Source organism: Rhodococcoides corynebacterioides NBRC 14404 (assembly GCF_001894765.1).
GTDB classification, from domain to species: domain Bacteria; phylum Actinomycetota; class Actinomycetes; order Mycobacteriales; family Mycobacteriaceae; genus Rhodococcoides; species Rhodococcoides corynebacterioides.
Genome location: NZ_BCWV01000008.1, coordinates 67,242 through 84,671 on the forward strand (window position 1 = coordinate 67,242; position 17,430 = coordinate 84,671).

Below are 17,430 nucleotides of genomic sequence, written 5' to 3' on the forward strand. Positions count from 1 at the left end.
GTAGTGTCCGAGAACGGACCACGTCGTTTTCGAGAAACCAGGTGCGCAGATGACCACTCAGGCTTCGGCCAACCACACCGCGAAAGTCATCGGCGTCACCGTGGCCGCAGCGGTGGGCGGCTTCCTCTTCGGCTTCGACTCGTCGGTGATCAACGGCGCGGTCGACGCCATTCAGGGCCATTTCGTCCTCGGTGAGTTCCTCACCGGCTTCACCGTCGCCATCGCCCTGCTCGGCTGCGCCGCCGGCGCCTGGTTCGCCGGTGGACTCGCGGACCGGTGGGGCCGCAAGAAGGTCATGCTGCTCGGCTCGTTCCTGTTCATCGTCTCCTCGGTCGGATCGGGCCTGGCGTTCAGCGTGCCCGACCTCATGGTGTGGCGCGTCCTCGGCGGACTGGGCATCGGCATCGCGTCGGTGATCGCCCCGGCGTACATCGCGGAGATCTCCCCGGCGCGCATGCGCGGCAGCCTCGCGTCCCTGCAGCAGCTGGCCATCACCGTCGGCATCTTCGCGGCGCTGCTGTCCGACGCCGTCCTCGCCAACGGAGCGGGCGGCGCGTCGAACGACTACTGGTTCGGCATCGAGGCGTGGCGGTGGATGTTCATCGTCGGCGTCGTGCCCGCGGTGGTGTACGGCGTTCTGGCACTGCTCATTCCGGAGTCGCCGCGCTACCTGGTGGGCAAGCATCTCGACGAGGAGGCGGCCCGCGTGCTCGCCGAGGTGACCGGTGAACTGCATCCCGACGAGCGCATCCACGAGATCCGGCTGACCCTGCGCAAGGAGAAGCAGTCGTCGTTCGCCGACATCCGCGGTCCCCGCTTCGGACTCCAGCCGCTGGTCTGGGTCGGCATCATCATGGCCGTCCTCCAGCAGTTCGTCGGCATCAACGCGATCTTCTACTACTCCACCACCCTGTGGAAGTCCGTGGGCTTCAGCGAATCCCAGTCGTTCACGACGTCGGTCATCACCTCCGTGATCAACGTGGCCATGACGTTCGTCGCCATTCTCTTCGTCGACCGGATCGGTCGACGGAACCTGTTGATGGCCGGGTCCGTCGGCATGTTCGTCGGACTGCTCCTCGCCGCGGTCGCGTTCTCGCAGCAGATCGGCAGCGGCGACGACGTCTCGCTGCCCGAGCCGTGGGGTGTGGTCGCGCTGATCGGCGCCAACCTCTTCGTCGTCTTCTTCGCCGCCACCTGGGGACCGGTGATGTGGGTCCTGCTCGGCGAGATGTTCCCCAACCGGATGCGCGCCATGGCCCTCGGCATCGGCACGGCCGCCAACTGGGTGGCGAACTTCGTCATCTCGCTGATGTTCCCGCAGCTGACGCAGTGGGTGGGACTGTCGATCGTGTACGGCGGGTTCGCGTTCTTCGCGGCCGTCTCGTTCTTCTTCGTCAAGGCCAAGATCCCCGAGACCAAGGGGATGGAGCTGGAGGACATGAAGTTCTGAGCGATCCCACCACCGCACACGAATCCGCGGCCCCGCACTCGGGGGCCGCGGATTCGTGCGTCGTGCACCGGCACCGTCGGCGGACGGGGCCGCCCGCCGACGGCGGTGCTACTGTCGCGGCGTACCGACACGGGGTGCTTCGCCGAGTACGGCGAGGCTGAGAAGACACCCGCGAACCTGATGCAGATAATTCTGACGAAGGGATGTCCGGCGATGCCGCACACCACGCTGCCCGAGCACGCGCCACCCGGGGGCGCGACTCACCCACGATTCACCGACCATCTCTGGGACGTGACCGCAGACCTGCGCCGCGCCATCGACGATCTCGAGTTCCTGCGCCGACTCGGCGACGGCACCCTCCCCGTCGAGAGTTTCCGCACCTACATCGAGCAGGACGGTCTGTATCTCGAGGGCTACGCCAAGGCGCTCGCCCTCCTCGCCTCCCGCGCGCCCGATCCGGTGGACGGCGCGTTCTGGGCGACGTCGGCCGCCACGGCGGTGACCGTCGAGAAGTCCCTGCACGCGGACCTGCTCAACGATCCCCGACTCGGCGACGCACCGCCATCGACGGAGCACAGCCCCGCCTGCCTCGGGTACGTCTCCTACCTCACCGCCACCGCCGCGACGGACAGCTACGCCGTCGGTGCCGCCGCTGCACTGCCCTGCTTCTGGATCTACGCCGAGGTGGGGCGCACGCTCGCGGCGTCGGCACGCGCGGTGCTCGCCGCCGATCCCGACCACCCCTACGCACGGTGGGTGACCACCTACGACGCCGAGGACTTCCAGGTCTCCGCCGCCCGGGCGCGGGACGTGGTCGACGCCGCCGCACGCGACGCCGGGCCGGACGAGCGCGCGCGGATGACCCGCGCCTTCGTCGTCGCGCTGCGGTACGAACTGCTGTTCTGGGACACCGCGCTGCACACCACGCCGTGGCCCTCGGCATGAGGGCGCGCGCGGCAGCGGCCGCCGCTCTGATCCTCGCGTCCACGCTGGCCGGATGCTCGTCGTCGACCGCGTCCGACGACACGATCCGCTTCGCACTGGACTGGACGCCGAACACCAACCACACCGGCTTCTTCGTCGCCCAGCAGGAAGGCTTCTTCGCCGACGCCGGTCTCGACGTCGAGGTGCTCCCCTACAACTCGACGTCACCCGACACCCTGGTCGACTCCGGCAACGCCGAATTCGGCGTCAGCTTCCACAGCTCGGCCACCCACGCCAAGGCCGCCGGCGCGAACATCGTCTCGGTGATGGCGCCACTCCAGCACTGGGCCACCGGAATCGGCGTGCGCGCCGACCGTCCCGACATCGCGTCGCCACGGGACCTCGACGGCAAGACCTACGCCGGATTCGGCGACGCGGGTGAGTCCGCTTCCCTGGCGGAGGTCATCCGCAACGACGGGGGCACCGGCGATTTCGAGACCGTCGTCCTCGGCACCAGCGCGTACGAAGCCGTGTACGCGGGCGAAGCGGACTTCACCGTCTCCTACTTCGCCTGGGAGGGACTGGAAGCCGAGCGCGCGGGCACGCCGATGAAGTACTTCGACTACACCGACTACGGCTTCCCCGATTCGTACGCCATCGTCATCGACGGCAACGAGGACTGGCTGGCCGAGAACCCGGACCGGGCACGAGCGTTCGTCCAGGCACTGCAGCGCGGCTACGCCTTCGCGGCGGAGAATCCCGACGCCGCCGCGCAGGATCTGATCGAGGCCGATCCGGGCGCCTTCCCCGACGAGGACCTCGTCCGGGAGAGCCAGCGCATCCTCTCCGAGCGGTATCTCCGCGACGAGAACGGCCGGGTGGGCACGCAGACGCTGGACAAGTGGTCCGGGTACTCGCGATTCCTCTACGAGGCGGGCGTGCTCACCGGGCCCGACGGCGCACCTCTGGCCGAGGAGCCGGACTGGTCCACGTACTTCACCGATGACTATCTCGCCGACTGAGCGGTCGGTGAGCCGGCCCACCGATCCGCCGCCTCCGCGACGGACGGGGGGCCTGCACCCGTCGCGATGGGCGCCGTCGGTGATCCTGGTGGCCACCGTGATCGCGGTGTGGGAGACCTACGTTCGCCTGGCCGACGTGTCACCCCGAGTACTGCCGGCACCGAGCCGAGTCGCCGCACAGGGGTGGGCCGCGCGCGAGGTGATCGCGGGCCACGCCGCGTCGACACTGCAGGTGACGCTCGTGGGTTTCGGTCTGGCCCTGGTGGTCTCGTGGATCATCGCGACCGCAGTGGACTTCTCGCCGCGGCTCCGTCGTGCCGTCGTTCCACTGCTCGTGATCTCGCAGACCGTGCCGATCGTGGCGCTCGCACCGCTCATGATCATCTGGTTCGGATTCGGCATCGTCCCGAAGTTGCTCGTCGTCGCCCTCGTGACGTTCTTCCCGACGACGGTCGGTCTGATCGAGGGATTCGCCTCCGCCGACCGAGAATCCGACCGTCTGCTGCGCAGCATGGGCGCCTCGCGTCGACAACAGTTCCGCTACGTGCGCCTGCCGTCGGCCGTGCCGCGCTTCTTCACCTCGCTGCGCATCGGTATCACGTACGCGGTGGTCGGGGCCGTGTTCTCCGAATACGTCGGCGCCACCAGCGGTCTCGGCATCTACATGAGTCAGCAGAAGAACGCGTTCCGCACCGATCTGGTGCTCGCGGCGGTGGTGGTCACCGCGCTGTGCTCGATCGCGCTGTTCCTGTCGACGTACGTGGTGGAGCGCCTCGTGGCGCCCTGGGCCAGGGGGGAGGAACCGTGAGCCCGCCCGACCCGGTGGTCGACCTGCGACACGTCCGCAAGGAGTTCGACGGTCGATCCGTCCTGGACGGCATCGACCTCTCCGTCGAGGCGGGTCGCTTCGTCTCGATCCTCGGCCCGAGCGGGTGCGGCAAGTCCACCCTGTTCTCCGTGATCGCCGGACTCGACCGCGCGGACACCGGGTCGGTCGACGCCCCGCCCTGCGCCTACATGCCGCAGAAGGACCTGTTGTTCCCCTGGCGGACCGTCCTCGCCAACACCGCGCTGGGCCTCGAGGTGCAGGGCGTGCCCGCGGCACGCGCTCGGCAGACCGCGAACGACCTGTTTCCCGCGTTCGGTCTGGACGGGTTCCAGGACGCTCGGCCTGCCGCGCTGTCCGGCGGTATGCGGCAGCGCGCGGCCCTCCTCCGCACGGTCGTGCAGGGGCGGGAGGTGGTCCTGCTCGACGAGCCGTTCGGCGCGCTGGATTCGATCACGCGATCGGCCATGCAGGACTGGCTCGAGGACGTCTGGCAGCGGTACCGATGGACGGTGCTCATGATCACCCACGACGTGCGCGAAGCGGTGCACCTGTCCGATCGCGTCGTCGTCCTCTCGCCCCGACCCGCTCGCGTGGTCGACGACGTCGCCGTGACCCTCCCCCGCCCGCGCGGAGCGGACCGCGTCACCACGCCCGAGTTCGCCGAGTACGAGCGCCGATTGCTCGCGTCGCTGCGCACGTCGTGATCGGTCCCCGCCGAGGGGAGGGCGAGTAGATTCGGTCCATGGCAGAACCGGACGAGACCACCCGCGTCGAGCATCACGCCGACCGGCACCGCTTCGAGATCCTCGTCGGCGACGAGGTCGCCGGATACGCCGAGTACCGTCCCGGCGCCGGGTCGCGGGACTTCGACCACACGGTGACGCTGCCGCAGTTCCGTGGGCGGGGGCTGGCAGCGGTACTGGTGCGCGAGGCGCTCGACGACACGCGAGCGGCCGGGCTGAGCATCGTCCCCAGTTGCAGCTACGTGCGGCACTTCGTGGACACGAACGCCGAGTACCGGGACCTCGTCGCGGGAGCCTGACGGGCGCGTCCGATCGCCGAGCGCGGCGATCGTGTCGGTGGTCGCCGTTACGGTCGCGGCATGAACGAGGTGGACACGCTCGACGGCGCGACACGCAGCGCCTGGGCGACCTTCCGCACCCTGCTCGCCGACGGTGTGGCGGCTCTGGCTGCGGGTGACACGCTGCTGATCGAGTGCCCGCACACGCCGTCGGACCCCGCACCGCCGTGCGTGCAGTTCCACGGCTGGGACGAGTCGGTGGTGCGATGCGAGGTGCTCGCGGACGACTACCTGGCTCCGTACCGGGCCTGGACGGCGTCCGGCTCCGCGCTCCTGAGCGAGCTCGGATTCCACGCGCCGCCCCGGAACGCGGAGGACAGGGGCGATACCGCGGACGAGTCGATACCCGTCAACTGGTACCTCGACCTCGGCCACCGCTACGCGGACCGCGCCGCCGACGCGTGCGTGCGCGTGCTGCGGGACGCGTGGGCCGTGCCCCACCCCAGCTTCCTGACCGTGACGGGGCCCGCCGACGCGGAGGTGTGCGGCATCGGTCGAACCGTCGTCTCGGCTGCGCCGGCGTTCGATCCGTTCGTCGCCGTCCGCACCGCCGACGCCGCGGGCCGACGTGCTCTGGTCGAGGCCACCCTTCGGCACCTGCTCGGCTTTCTTCCGGACGCGGACGAGGACGGTGACTACCCGTTCCGGCTCGGTCCCGCCCGGCTGTACCTGTGCCCCACCGAGGACGCGCCGTTCGTGCAGATCCTCGCGCCGGTGGCCGCAGGCATCGAGGACACCGCGCACGCCGCCGAGGTGATCGCCGACGTCAACCGTCGCTGGCCGCACGTCAAACTCGTTCTCGACGAGGATCGGGTGGTGGCCACCGTCGACGTCACGGTCGTGCCGTTCGTTCCCCAGCACGTGCTCGACATGCTGGCGGTGATGGAGAAGTTCGTCGCCGAGGCGGCGGACGACGTCGTGACGGCTCTGGGTGCGCGTCCCTATCTCGACCGCACGGGCTCCGTCACGTCCGCACCGGCGGGCCGATCGCCGCTGCTGCCGGAGTCGTTGTGCCGGCTCGCGGAGGCCGTGTGGGAACGCGGTGCGGACGTGAGCGTCGGCGAGGTCCTCGCCCTCTGCGGCGCCGACCGGGCGCGGATCGCCGACCTGCTCGCCCTCGCCCGCGGATGCGAGAACCAGTCCCTGACCCGGACGGTGTGGGACGACGAGCGCGTGGCCGCGTCCGCGGGGCTCGACGCCCGCGTGTGGCGGATGACCGCCGCGCTCCTGACCGCCGCCCACAGGCGACTCGTCGCCGAGGCGCGGGACGGATCGTCGACCGTGCAGCTCGACCTGTTCGGTGGCGTCGACCCGGCGGGCGGTGTCGGTGACACGCTCTTCGACTGATCCGGCACGGTGGGCCGCCCGGGTAACGTCGGACCGATGGTCTCCCCGGTGATGTCGGTGCCCCGCTACGGGGTGAACACGCTGTCCGATCTCCTCCCCGCCGTGCTCGGGGCGGTGACGGGAGACGGCTCACCCACGACGCTCGGCCTCGCCGGCGTCCGGCGCGTCTGCGTTCTGCTCGTCGACGGACTGGGGGCGCAGCAGCTCGCCGCTCGGGCCGAGCACGCGCCGATGCTGTCGTCGATGACCGGCGAGACCTGGACGTCGACCTTTCCATCCACCACGGCCACGAGCCTCGCCTCGCTCGGCACCGGCCGCCCGCCGGGCCAGCACGGCATCGTGGGCTACCTGACGGCGGTCGAGGGGTACGACCGGCCGATGAATCCGCTGCACTGGCGGTTGCACGGGCAGGCCGGAGGCCGGTCGACGAAGGACGGGCAGGCCGGAGGCCGGTCGACGAAGGACGGGCAGGCCGGAGGGGGTGGGTCGTCGCCGAAAGGGTCGTCGCCGAAAGGGTCGTCGGATCTGCTGTCCACCCTGGTACCGGAGGAGTTCCAACCGCACCCGACGGTGTTCGAGCGGGCTGCGGCGGCCGGTATCGCTGTGTCCCGGGTGGCACCGTCCTATCAGCGGGAGTCGGGACTGACCCGTGCGGTCCTGCGTGGCGGGGACTTCGCCGCGTCGGTGTCGGCGGGCGATCTGGTCGCGCGGACCGTGAGCGCGCTGAGCCGGGGCGACCGGTCGTTGGTGTACTCGTACTGGTCCGAGCTGGACCTCACGGGACACGTCCGTGGGCCGTCGTCCGATGCCTGGAGTTTCGAACTGCGACAGGTCGATTCGATCGTCGAGGCCGTCGCGGCGCGATTGCCGGCGGACGCCGCCCTGGTGGTCACGGCGGATCACGGGATGGTGGACGTCGCGGACCGCGTCGACGTGGACACGACGCCGACGTTGTCGCAGGACGTGACGATGATCGCCGGTGAGCCCCGCGCCCGGCACGTGTTCGCCCGCCCGGGTGCGGCGTCCGACGTGGCGGAGCGCTGGCGGGAGACGCTGGGCGAGGACTATCTGGTCATCGGTCGAGACGACGCGATCGACCGCGGATGGTTCGGGCCCGTTCGTCCGGCCGTCGCCCGCACGATCGGTGACGTCCTGGCGCTGGCTCTGGGGTCCGGCGCCGTGGTGCGATCGGGGGCGGAGCCGAATCAATCCGCGCTGCTGGGTCATCACGGGTCGCTCACCGACGCGGAGACCCGGGTGCCGTTGCTGCTCGCGCGGTCGTAGCGCCGACGTCGTCCGGATTTCGGATCGCGGCGAGCACAACCGTGGGCACGGCGCGTCCCCGCTCCTAGCGTCGGTCGAGTGACTGTCGACGGCGCTGCTCCCCCGCCCTCCCTGGCCCTTCACTGGTTCCTGCCGACCTACGGCGACAGCCGGTCCATCGTGGGCGGTGGTCACGGCAGCCGCGCGGGCGCGGCCAGTGGTGACCGGCGGGCGACCATCGGCTATCTGTCCTCGATCGCCCGGGCTGCCGAGGAGTTCGGCTTCACGGGCGCCCTCACACCGGCCGGGGCGTGGTGCGAGGACGCGTGGCTCACCACCGCCATGGTGGCCCGCGAGACGGAGAGGCTGGCCTTCCTCGTCGCCTTTCGACCGGGTCTGATCAGTCCGACGCTCGCGGCACAGATGGCGTCGACCTTCTCCCGGCACGCGCCCGGTCGGCTGCTGCTCAACGTGGTGACCGGCGGTGAGGCGCACGAACAACGGCAGTACGGCGACCATCTGAGCAAGGACGAGCGGTACGCCCGCACCGACGAGTTCCTCACGGTCGTGCGCGGCCTGTGGCGGGGCGAGTCGGTCACCCACCACGGCACCCACATCCAGGTCGAGGACGCGTCGCTTCCCTTCCTGCCCGATCCGATTCCGCCCCTGTACTTCGGCGGCTCGTCGCCGGCGGCCGGCCCGGTCGCGGCGGACCACACCGACGTCTACCTCACCTGGGGCGAGCCCCCGGCTGCGGTGGCGGCCAAGATCGACTGGATCCGCGGTCTCGCCCGCCTGCGCGGGCGGACCGTGCGCTTCGGCATTCGTCTGCACGTCATCACCCGTGACACCGCGACGGAGGCGTGGGCGCAGGCGGGGTCGCTGGTCGACGCCCTCGGCGAGGACACCGTGGCCACCGCCCAGGCGAACCTGGCTCGCAGCGAGTCGGTTGGTCAACGCGCGATGCTCGCCCTCCACGAGAAGAGCCGACGAGACGGATCCTGGCGAGACCCCCACGCTCTGGAGATCGCGCCCAATCTGTGGTCCGGCGTCGGGCTGGTCCGCGGCGGCGCGGGCACGGCACTCGTCGGCAGTCACTCGGAGGTCGCCGACCGGATCGCCGAGTACGCGGCCCTGGGCATCGACGAGTTCGTGTTCTCCGGCTACCCGCATCTCGAGGAGCTCTACTGGTTCGGCGAGGGCGTCCTGCCGATCCTGCGGCGTCGCGGCCTGGTCTCGGCGGGTGTGCAGCGGACCGCGGCCGGACACACTCCGTTCCTCCCGGCCTCGCGATGACGCCACCCGTGCTCGACGACGACGCCGCGCTGGCCACGGCCGAGGCTCTGCGGGCGGTCCTCGCGACCGGCGCCGCGGCACGGGACCGCGACCGCACCCTGCCGCGCGCGGAACTCGACGCGCTGTCGCAATCGGGCCTGCTGGGAATCACGGTGCCTGCCCGCTTCGGTGGTCGCCCCGTGGCCACCCGCACGGTGGCGCGCGTGTTCGCCACGCTGGCCCGCGGCGACGCGAGCGTCGCGCAGATCCCGCAGAGCCATCTGACGTTCCTCGACGCGCTGCGCCGGACGGGCACCGACCTGCAGCAGAAGCGGTGGTTCGGGGAAGCTCTGGCCGGGCGTCGTTTCGCGAACGCGCAGAGCGAGCGTGGGACGGCGACGGTGGGGATCGACCACACGTCGTTCGCGCCGCAACCGGACGGCTCCTTCCGGGCCACCGGGACGAAGTACTACTGCACCGGCGCCCTGCTGGCGCACTGGCTGGTGGTCCGCGGTGTCGTCGGCTCTCACCGTGAGGCGGAGGCGCAGACACGAAAGGTGTTGGCCTATCTGCCCGTCGACACTCCCGGCATCGACATCGAGGACGACTGGGACGGGCTCGGCCAACGGACGACGGCGTCCGGCACCGTCGTGCTGACGAATGTCGCCGTGCCCGCCGACGCGGTGATTCCGTACTCCACGATCTTCGCCGAGGCCACCACGTACGGCGCTCGAGCCCAACTCGTGCACGCTGCGATCGACGTCGGTCTCGCGCGGGCGGCGATGGACGCGGCGCGGGATGCCGTCGCCTCCGCACGGCCGCCGGTGGACGCGGCCGTCGCGTCGGCGGATCGAGATCCGTTGTTGCTCCAGCAGTTCGGCGACCTGGAGATCACGGTGCGGTCCGCGGAATCCCTGCTCGTCGAGGCGGGCGAGGCAATCGACCGTGCCGAGGATCCCCGCGCCGACGACGCGGGGGCGACCGACCCCGAGGCAGCCGCGGCCGCGTCGATCGCCGTGGCCGCGGCCAAGGTGGTCGCCACCCGAGCAGCCCTGGACACCACCTCGGCACTGTTCGACGCGGGCGGAACGCGCAGTGCGGCAGCGTCGTCGGGCACGGACCGGTTGTGGCGGGACGCCCGGACCCACACCCTCCACGACCCATCGCGGTGGAAGGTGCAGCACGTCGGGCGTTACGCGCTCACCGGCGCCCACCCGCCGCGGCACGGCCTCGTCTAGACCGGAGTGACGCGGCCACGGGTCAGGCCGGGGTGACACCGAACGGCCGACCGAACTGGGTCCGTACGCCGGGCGACCACAGCACCGAATCCGGGGGCCGGTTCGCGACGCCCGGCAGACCGGCCGCGGCCACCAGGTCGTCGCGCAGGCGCACCACGTCGGCGTCGTACAGGGGCCACCGCCGGTGCGTGTTCGGCACGTAGATCGGCCGACCCGCGACCGCGGTGTGCATTCCCCAGCGTGCGGTGAGGAACACCGCCAGGGCATCGTCGCTCCGGTCACGGGACCCACGCCGGACCGCGAAGTCGGTGGCGGCACCGCGATGCGGCGGTGCCAGACGAGTGCTCGCGTAGCCGAGCACCACCCCGTCGTCCGCGATGCCGATGCGCGAGAAGCGATACGGCACACCGGCGAGGTTGGTACCGAGGACGACGGCGAGCCTCGTCGCTTCCAACGACCGGAACACGACACCGCGGCGACCGTCACCGTCCCGGCTGTAGAGGCGAACGTTGATCTCGCCGAACGTGCCCAGGTACGGCACCGGGAGCCCGTAGCCCGGGCCGGCCCCCACCATGTGGAAGCCGATCAACCCGACCCAGCTGGACCCGTCGAACTCGTCCGGGACCACCCCGGGCGGGAGCAGCGGTGCCACGTCGGCGGGGTCGACCCGCCAGTGCAGGAACACCAATCGTGTCCAGTGCTGGTCGAGCAGGACCGGCCGCGGCAGGATCGGGGGCCGCGGCCACAGACGTGGCCCCCGATCCCCGGCCGACCGGCCGGGACCGTCACCCACCGAACAGGTTCTTCGCCTTGAGAATCAGCTCGTAGAGACCCCAGGCGAAGGGCACACCGACCCACAGCCAGGACACCACGACGACGGGGACGGACACGGCCGACGACGGCGCGCTCGAACGTTCTGGGGTCACGTGCGGACACCTTCCTCGCGGGTGGGATCGGCTTCGGAGTACTTCGGATCCACGGGCTTGATCAGTTCGTTGGCGACGAACCCGATGGAGAGCAACACGATCATCGTGACGAACGCCGGCACGTAGCGGCCGGTGGTGCCCGCCTCACCCAGGTCGGCGATGGCATTGACGATCAGCGGTCCGAGCACCCCGGCGACGGACCATGCGGTGAGCAGCCGGCCGTGGATGGCGCCGACCTGGTAGGTCCCGAACAGGTCGCGCAGGTAGGCGGGCACCGTCGCGAACCCGGCGCCGTAGAACGAGAGGATGACCATGGCGCTGACGAGGAAGAGCACCTTGTTGCTGTTGGTGAAGAGCGAGATGTACAGGTAGAGCAGCGCTCCCACCCCCAGGTACATCCGGTAGATGTTCTTCCGGCCCACCAGATCCGACACCGACGACCACACGAAGCGGCCGAGCATGTTGGTCAGGGAGAGGAACGCCACGAACCCGGCCGCGGCGGTGGCGACGGACTCGGGAGCGGTCGGGTCGGGGAAGAAGTCGGTGTAGATGCCGGCGGCGCGCTCGAGGATGCCGATGCCCGCGGTCACGTTGAAGCACAGCACGATCCACAGCAGCCAGAACTGCGGCGTCTTCAGGGCGTTGGCCGCGGACACCCGTTGGGTGTGCTCGCCGTCCTTCGGCTCCGGCGGGGTCCACCCGGCGGGCCGCCAGTCGTCGGCGGGCACGCGGATGAGAATCACGCCGAGCGCCATGAAGACCGCGTAGCCGATGCCGAGGGTGAGAAAGGTGGTGGCGATCGACGACGTCGTGTTGCCGCCGTAGGCCGACAGCAGCTTCGTGGTCAACGGGGATGCCACGAGGGCGCCGCCGCCGAAGCCCATGATGGCGATACCGGTGGCCATTCCGGGCCGGTCCGGGAACCATTTGATGAGCGTCGACACCGGGGAGATGTAGCCGATGCCGAGGCCGATGCCACCGATCACGCCGTAGCCGAGCACGACGAGCCAGAACTGTCCGATCGACATACCGAACGCCGAGACCAGCAGGCCGGTGCAGAAGAAGATCAACGACATCGTCATGGCCCACCGGGGACCGTGCACCTCCACCTTGGTGCCGAGCACGGCGGCCGACAGGCCGAGCATGACGATGGCGAGCTGGAAGGGCAGTGCGGTGGCGGTGCCGCTCAATCCCAGTGCGGTGTCGGACGATATGGCGGCCTTGAAGACACTCCAGGCGTAGGCCTGTCCGATCGCGAGGTGGATCGCGAGTGCGGCCGGCGGAACGAGCCATCGACTCCACCCGGGTGGGGCGACGATGCGTGCGCGTTCGAGTACAGCGGGCATGGGCGGTGGGTCCTCTCCGATCGTCGGCTCGTGGATCGGTGCCGACACCTCCATCCGATCATTCGGAAGGGGGGCTCGGGTGGGATTCCGCCCGATCGGATTCTCACCATTGGTCGCGCGAGATCTGGTCGGACACGGAATGGGTGTTGTCCGCCGAGATCTCGCGATCGCCGGATCGACCGAGGAGATCCTCGATGCGACGGTCCAGTCCCGCCGTCTGCGCGAGGACGTCCAGCGACCGGTGCTCGACCTCGGCGACGGCGATCTCGTCCACCACGCGTGAGAGCGCGGCGACACGGTCGATCACCTGATCCCAGACCGGGATGAGATCGCCGCGGCGACGGAGGATCTCGCGCCGACCCTCGTCGTCGATCGCGTCGCCCTGCGCCTCGAACGCGGCGGTCAGATCCGCGTCGAGCGTCGCCAGCGCCACCACGTCGACCGCGATGCCGACCAGTTCGAGACCGGGGTCGAGCTGGGCCCTCGCCACGGCGAAGAGATCGGTGTGCCAGATGCGCGCGCCCAGAATGCGGTCGTGGTAGGTGCCGGCGAGAAAGCCGACGGTCTCGTACCGGTCCGTGAAGCGGTCGACGTCGGTTCCGGCCACGGACCGGGCGAGCGCGGCGCCGCGCTCGTGCACCGGCTCGAGCCGTTCGGCCGCCAGTCCACCGAGAATCTCCCTCGCCCGACCCAGCGGACCGGGTCCGGCCCCGAGCGGGGCAGGGGTGTGACACAGCGCCTCGAACAGGCCGGTGCGTTGATCGACGTCCAGGTGCAGGCCGTCGCGCCGGTCCCGGCGGATCGCGCGTACGCCGGTGGCGTAGTGGGCCGAGCTCATGACGAATCGCGTCCGCAGACCCCCGAGGCGCCGCGACAGCAACGCTTTCCGCTGCATCAGCGCCACCCGTGTCGGACCCGCGCGGCCGGCGGACAGCCGCTCCTCGATCCAATCGAGCTCGCGCACCAGCGGACGCAGTGCCGCGAAGCCTCCGATGGCCGGGAAGCGGCGGCCGGCGCGCAGCCGCGCGAGGGCGACCGTCCGGACGCCCTCGTCCACCCGACCCAGTGCGTAGAGCAGCGCGGCACGGTCGGACAGCGGCTCGTGGACCGCGTCGATGCGGGCGGACTCCGCGATGCGGCGTACGGCATCCGCGCGCCGAGCGCGATCGTCGGTGGGATCACCGGGCATTCGTCACACCTCGCTGGAAGCCGGACCGGGTTCGTCGGACCTCTCCATCGTTCCAGACCGTCGTCGCGTCCCCGTCCCACCGCGGCGGCCTCGGCCCACGATGACGCGTCGACCGCGTGCCGCCTCTACGATCGATCGGGTGACCGACATCGATCGCCTCCGCACGCTCGCCGACCTCCACGGCGTCGCGACGTCGTACGAAGGATGGGACAAGACCCGTCGCGACGTCGCCGAATCCACCCTGCGCGCGGTCCTCGGCGCACTCGACGTCGACGCGAGCACCGACGCAGCGGCCGACGCCGCCATCGCCGCGCACGACGAGGCGCCGTGGCGACGCACGCTGCCGCCGTCCGTCGTCACCGTGGCGGGTGCGGACCGCGACGTGCCGGTGCACGTTCCGCACGGTGCCTCGGTGACGCTGTCGGTCGAGACCGAGAGCGGCGCGCGCCGCGAAGCGCAGCAGCGCGACGTGTGGGTCGACCCCCGCGACGTCGACGGCGCCCTCGTCGGCCGCGCGACCTTCGCCCTGCCCACCGACCTCGAACCCGGGTGGCACACGCTCGTCGCGGAGGTCGACGGTGCCGACGCGCCGTCGTCGTGCACCCTCGTGGTGACCCCGCCGGTGCTCTCGACCACTGCGGCACTGTCGGACCGGCAACGCTGGGGCGTCCTGGCGCAGCTCTACTCCGTGCGGTCCCCGCGGTCCTGGGGGATCGGCGATTTCGCGGACCTCGCCGACATGGCGTCGATTCTCGGCGAGGACCACGGCGCGGACTACGTGTTGGTGAACCCGTTGCACGCGGCAGCGCCGCGGCCGCCGATCGAGGCCTCGCCCTACCTGCCCACGACCCGCCGGTTCGTCAACCCGCTGTACATCCGGGTCGAGAACATCCAGGAGACGGCGATGCTCCCGCGGGACAAGTACGCGCGTATCCGCGACGCCGCCAGGCGACTGCACCGCGCGAACACTCGGACCGACACGATCGACCGGGACAAGTCCTTCCGCGCCAAGCTGCGCGCTCTCGAGGCCGTGTTCCTGGTGCCGCGCAGTCCGGCCCGCGAAGCGGCGTTCGCCGCGTTCCGTCGCGAGGAGGGCGAAGGGCTCTACAACTTCGCCACCTGGTGCGCGCTGACGGAGAAGTTGTCGCCGTCCGACGAGCGGTGGCGGACCAAGGCCGCCGGGCCCCGCACTCCCTGGGTCGAGCGGCAGCAGGTGAAGCTGGCGCACCGCATCGACTTCCACTGCTGGCTGCAGTGGATCTGCGACGAGCAGCTGGCCGACGCGCAGGCGGCCGCGCACACCGCCGGCATGGACATCGGCGTCGTCCACGACCTGGCCGTCGGTGTCGCGCGGGGCGGCGCGGACGCGTGGTCGCTGGGCTCCGCGCTGGCGGAGGGAGTCACGGTCGGAGCACCGCCCGACGACTTCAATCAGCAGGGCCAGCAATGGAATCAACCGCCGTGGCGGCCGGATCGGTTGGCCGAGTTGGGGTACGCGCCGTACCGCGACATGCTGCGCACCGTCCTCAAGCACGCCGGCGGGCTCCGGGTCGATCACATCCTCGGCCTGTTCCGCCTCTGGTGGATCCCCACCGACGCGGCGTCGCCGGCGGAGGGCACGTACGTCACCTACGACCACGAAGCGCTCATCGGCATCCTCGTCCTCGAGGCCGACCGGGCGGGCGCCGTGGTGGTCGGCGAGGATCTCGGCGTGTTCGAGCCCGTGGTGCAGGAGTACCTGGCGTCGAGAGGCGTTCTGGGAACGTCGATTCTGTGGTTCGAGCGGGACGACGACGGTCCGATCGATCCCGCCGAGTACCGCGAACTGTGCCTCACCTCGGTCACCACCCACGACCTGCCGCCCACCGCGGGATACCTGGCGGGCGAACACATCGACCTGCGGGCTCGGTTGGGCCTGCTCGAACGCGACGTCGACTCCGAACGCGAGCAGGACGAGGCGCAGCGGGAGTCGGTGCTGGACCTGGCACGTCGACACGGATTGCTGCCCGACGACGCGTCGACGACCGACACCGTTGCCGCCCTGCACCGTCTGATCCAACGCAGCCCGTCCCTGCTACTCGGGGTGGCGCTGGTGGACATGGTCGGCGAGCACCGCATCCAGAATCAGCCGGGGACGGACGAGACGCAGTATCAGAACTGGCGGATTCCGTTGGCGGACAGCGCCGGTCGAGCGGTGTCCGTGGAGGACCTGCGCCGCGTGCCGTCGCTGATCGAGGACTGAGCGCGGCCCGGGTGCGGCGTTGCGCCGCACCCGGGCGAGGTCACAGTGCGCCGACGAGGTCCTCGTGCGAGCGCGGCGCGTCGGACTTCAACATCTCCTTGGCCTCGTCGAGGCCCTCCCAGACGTTCCACATCAGCACCCCGCGCAACACCGAGTTCTCGTCGAGGTAGTAGACGACGCCCTCCTTACCCGGTGTCTTCCAGTCCTCGACGGTGGTCAGCTCGGTGCTCATCGTCCCGACGGCCTGATAGCCGTTGTCGTAGACGTCCGAGTAGAAGTACGGAGTGTAGGTGTAGGGATCGGTGGAGCCTGCCATGATGCGGCCCGCGGTCGTGCCCATCTCGTTGGCGTTGTCGACGTGCTCGATGCGGCGACGGCCGAGGATCGCGTCCGGGTAGTTGGCGACGTCGCCGGCCGCGTAGACGTCCGGATCCGCGGTCCGGAGGTGCTCGTCGACGACGATGCCGTTGTCGACCTCGAGGCCGGCCTGCTCGGCCAGCTCCACATTGGGCTTCACGCCGAGACCGAAGACGACGGCGTCCGCGTCCAGCGTCGACCCGTCGTCGAGCGTCAGGGTGACCGACGAGCCCGATTGCTGCCCGGAGGACACCTTCACGCCCGTGCGGACGGTGACGTCGTGGTCGACGAAGCTCCGATGGAACTCGCGCGCCAGGGTCTCCGGGAACATGTGTCCGCCGACGACGTCGTCGCTGGTGACGAGCGTGACCGTGACGCCGTTCTGGGACAACGCGGCCGCGATCTCGGTGCCGATGTACCCCCCGCCGACGACGGCGACGTGCGTGCCCTCGGACGCGAGCGCGCGCAACCGGCGGTAGTCGGCGAACGTGCGGAAGTAGACGACCCGCTCCGACGGCGGCAGGTCGAGCTGCGTCGGCGAGGCGCCGGTCGCGAGCAGCAGCGACCGGTAGGTGTGGGTGTCTCCCGCATCGGTGGTGATCGTGTGGGCGTCGCGGTCGAGTCCGGTCACGGTGGTACCCGTGACGACCGTGGCGCCGGTCTCCTCGGTGCCCAGCGGCACCTTGTCGGTGGTGAACTCCTCGTCGGTCCACAGCTTCTTGCTCAGCGCAGGACGGGTGTACGGGGCGTCGACGTCGTTGCCGACGACGAGAATCGAGCCCTCCGGGTCCTGCTCGCGAATCCCCTTCGCGGCATTGTCGGCGACCATGCCGCCCCCGACGATGATGTAGTCGTACTCGGACACCACGAACCCCGTTCTGTCGTCTACCTGCGAGCGCCGGGGCGGAGTCGATGATCGCCGCGCCCGGCCGTGGCCGTCG

At 70.5% G+C, this 17,430-nt stretch carries 16 protein-coding genes; 11 read left to right on the top strand and 5 right to left on the bottom strand.

The genetic code is table 11. The features are described from left to right. Positions 1-49: 49 nt before the first annotated feature. The 10 genes from RC2_RS17080 to RC2_RS17125 all read left to right on the top strand — a co-directional run bounded on the left by RC2_RS17080 (position 50) and on the right by RC2_RS17125 (position 10,429). Complete coding sequence (locus RC2_RS17080; protein WP_068145597.1) at positions 50-1,450, top strand: sugar porter family MFS transporter; 1,401 nt, start codon at positions 50-52, stop codon at positions 1,448-1,450. A 213-nt stretch (positions 1,451-1,663) separates the two neighbouring features. Beyond that, positions 1,664-2,395: a TenA family protein gene (locus RC2_RS17085; protein WP_068145599.1), complete on the top strand. Its 732-nt coding sequence runs from the start codon at positions 1,664-1,666 to the stop codon at positions 2,393-2,395. Further along, on the top strand, positions 2,392-3,396 hold the full coding sequence (locus tag RC2_RS17090) for an ABC transporter substrate-binding protein (protein ID WP_068145602.1): 1,005 nt from the start codon (positions 2,392-2,394) through the stop codon (positions 3,394-3,396). The genes RC2_RS17085 and RC2_RS17090 overlap by 4 nt, the downstream gene beginning before the upstream one ends. Before the next feature lie 7 nt (positions 3,397-3,403). Then, positions 3,404-4,204 (top strand): ABC transporter permease, encoded by an 801-nt coding sequence (locus tag RC2_RS18760; protein ID WP_371828675.1) that lies wholly within the window; start codon positions 3,404-3,406, stop codon positions 4,202-4,204. Next, entirely contained in the window at positions 4,201-4,929 is a 729-nt protein-coding gene (locus RC2_RS18765; RefSeq protein ID WP_068145604.1) for an ABC transporter ATP-binding protein, read from the top strand. The genes RC2_RS18760 and RC2_RS18765 overlap by 4 nt, the downstream gene beginning before the upstream one ends. Before the next feature lie 38 nt (positions 4,930-4,967). Then, entirely contained in the window at positions 4,968-5,267 is a 300-nt protein-coding gene (locus RC2_RS17105) for a GNAT family N-acetyltransferase (protein ID WP_068145607.1), read from the top strand. Positions 5,268-5,327: 60 nt separating this feature from the next. Continuing rightward, positions 5,328-6,653: a T3SS (YopN, CesT) and YbjN peptide-binding chaperone 1 gene (locus RC2_RS17110; RefSeq protein WP_068145610.1), complete on the top strand. Its 1,326-nt coding sequence runs from the start codon at positions 5,328-5,330 to the stop codon at positions 6,651-6,653. A gap of 36 nt (positions 6,654-6,689) precedes the next feature. After that, a complete protein-coding gene (locus RC2_RS17115) occupies positions 6,690-7,937 on the top strand; it encodes an alkaline phosphatase family protein (protein ID WP_068145625.1) in 1,248 nt (415 codons plus the stop codon). 78 nt (positions 7,938-8,015) lie between these two features. After that, positions 8,016-9,212: an LLM class flavin-dependent oxidoreductase gene (locus RC2_RS17120; protein WP_068145627.1), complete on the top strand. Its 1,197-nt coding sequence runs from the start codon at positions 8,016-8,018 to the stop codon at positions 9,210-9,212. Beyond that, positions 9,209-10,429 (top strand): SfnB family sulfur acquisition oxidoreductase, encoded by a 1,221-nt coding sequence (locus RC2_RS17125; protein WP_068145631.1) that lies wholly within the window; start codon positions 9,209-9,211, stop codon positions 10,427-10,429. The genes RC2_RS17120 and RC2_RS17125 overlap by 4 nt, the downstream gene beginning before the upstream one ends. A 22-nt stretch (positions 10,430-10,451) precedes the next feature. On the opposite strand, the gene RC2_RS17130 is transcribed toward RC2_RS17125, so the two are convergent. The 4 genes from RC2_RS17130 to RC2_RS17140 all read right to left on the bottom strand — a co-directional run bounded on the left by RC2_RS17130 (position 10,452) and on the right by RC2_RS17140 (position 13,890). Next, complete coding sequence (locus tag RC2_RS17130; protein WP_245811165.1) at positions 10,452-11,222, bottom strand: YqjF family protein; 771 nt, start codon at positions 11,220-11,222, stop codon at positions 10,452-10,454. Beyond that, the gene (locus RC2_RS18995; RefSeq protein ID WP_156509723.1) at positions 11,215-11,355 is read right to left on the bottom strand and encodes an MFS transporter small subunit; all 141 of its coding nucleotides are present in this window, start codon (positions 11,353-11,355) and stop codon (positions 11,215-11,217) included. The genes RC2_RS17130 and RC2_RS18995 overlap by 8 nt, the downstream gene beginning before the upstream one ends. Further along, positions 11,352-12,701 carry an L-lactate MFS transporter gene (locus RC2_RS17135; RefSeq protein WP_068145673.1) on the bottom strand — a complete coding sequence of 450 codons (1,350 nt, stop codon included), beginning with the start codon at positions 12,699-12,701 and terminating at the stop codon, positions 11,352-11,354. The genes RC2_RS18995 and RC2_RS17135 overlap by 4 nt, the downstream gene beginning before the upstream one ends. A gap of 103 nt (positions 12,702-12,804) precedes the next feature. Next, a complete protein-coding gene (locus tag RC2_RS17140; RefSeq protein WP_068145633.1) occupies positions 12,805-13,890 on the bottom strand; it encodes a hypothetical protein in 1,086 nt (361 codons plus the stop codon). A 100-nt stretch (positions 13,891-13,990) separates the two neighbouring features. Between RC2_RS17140 and malQ the strand changes: the two genes are divergently transcribed. After that, the gene (gene malQ / locus RC2_RS17145) at positions 13,991-16,132 is read left to right on the top strand and encodes a 4-alpha-glucanotransferase (protein ID WP_371828676.1); all 2,142 of its coding nucleotides are present in this window, start codon (positions 13,991-13,993) and stop codon (positions 16,130-16,132) included. Between the two features lie 40 nt (positions 16,133-16,172). Here the strand turns inward: malQ and RC2_RS17150 are convergent, their stop codons facing one another. Then, on the bottom strand, positions 16,173-17,357 hold the full coding sequence (locus RC2_RS17150) for an NAD(P)/FAD-dependent oxidoreductase (protein ID WP_245811166.1): 1,185 nt from the start codon (positions 17,355-17,357) through the stop codon (positions 16,173-16,175). Positions 17,358-17,430: the final 73 nt, after the last annotated feature.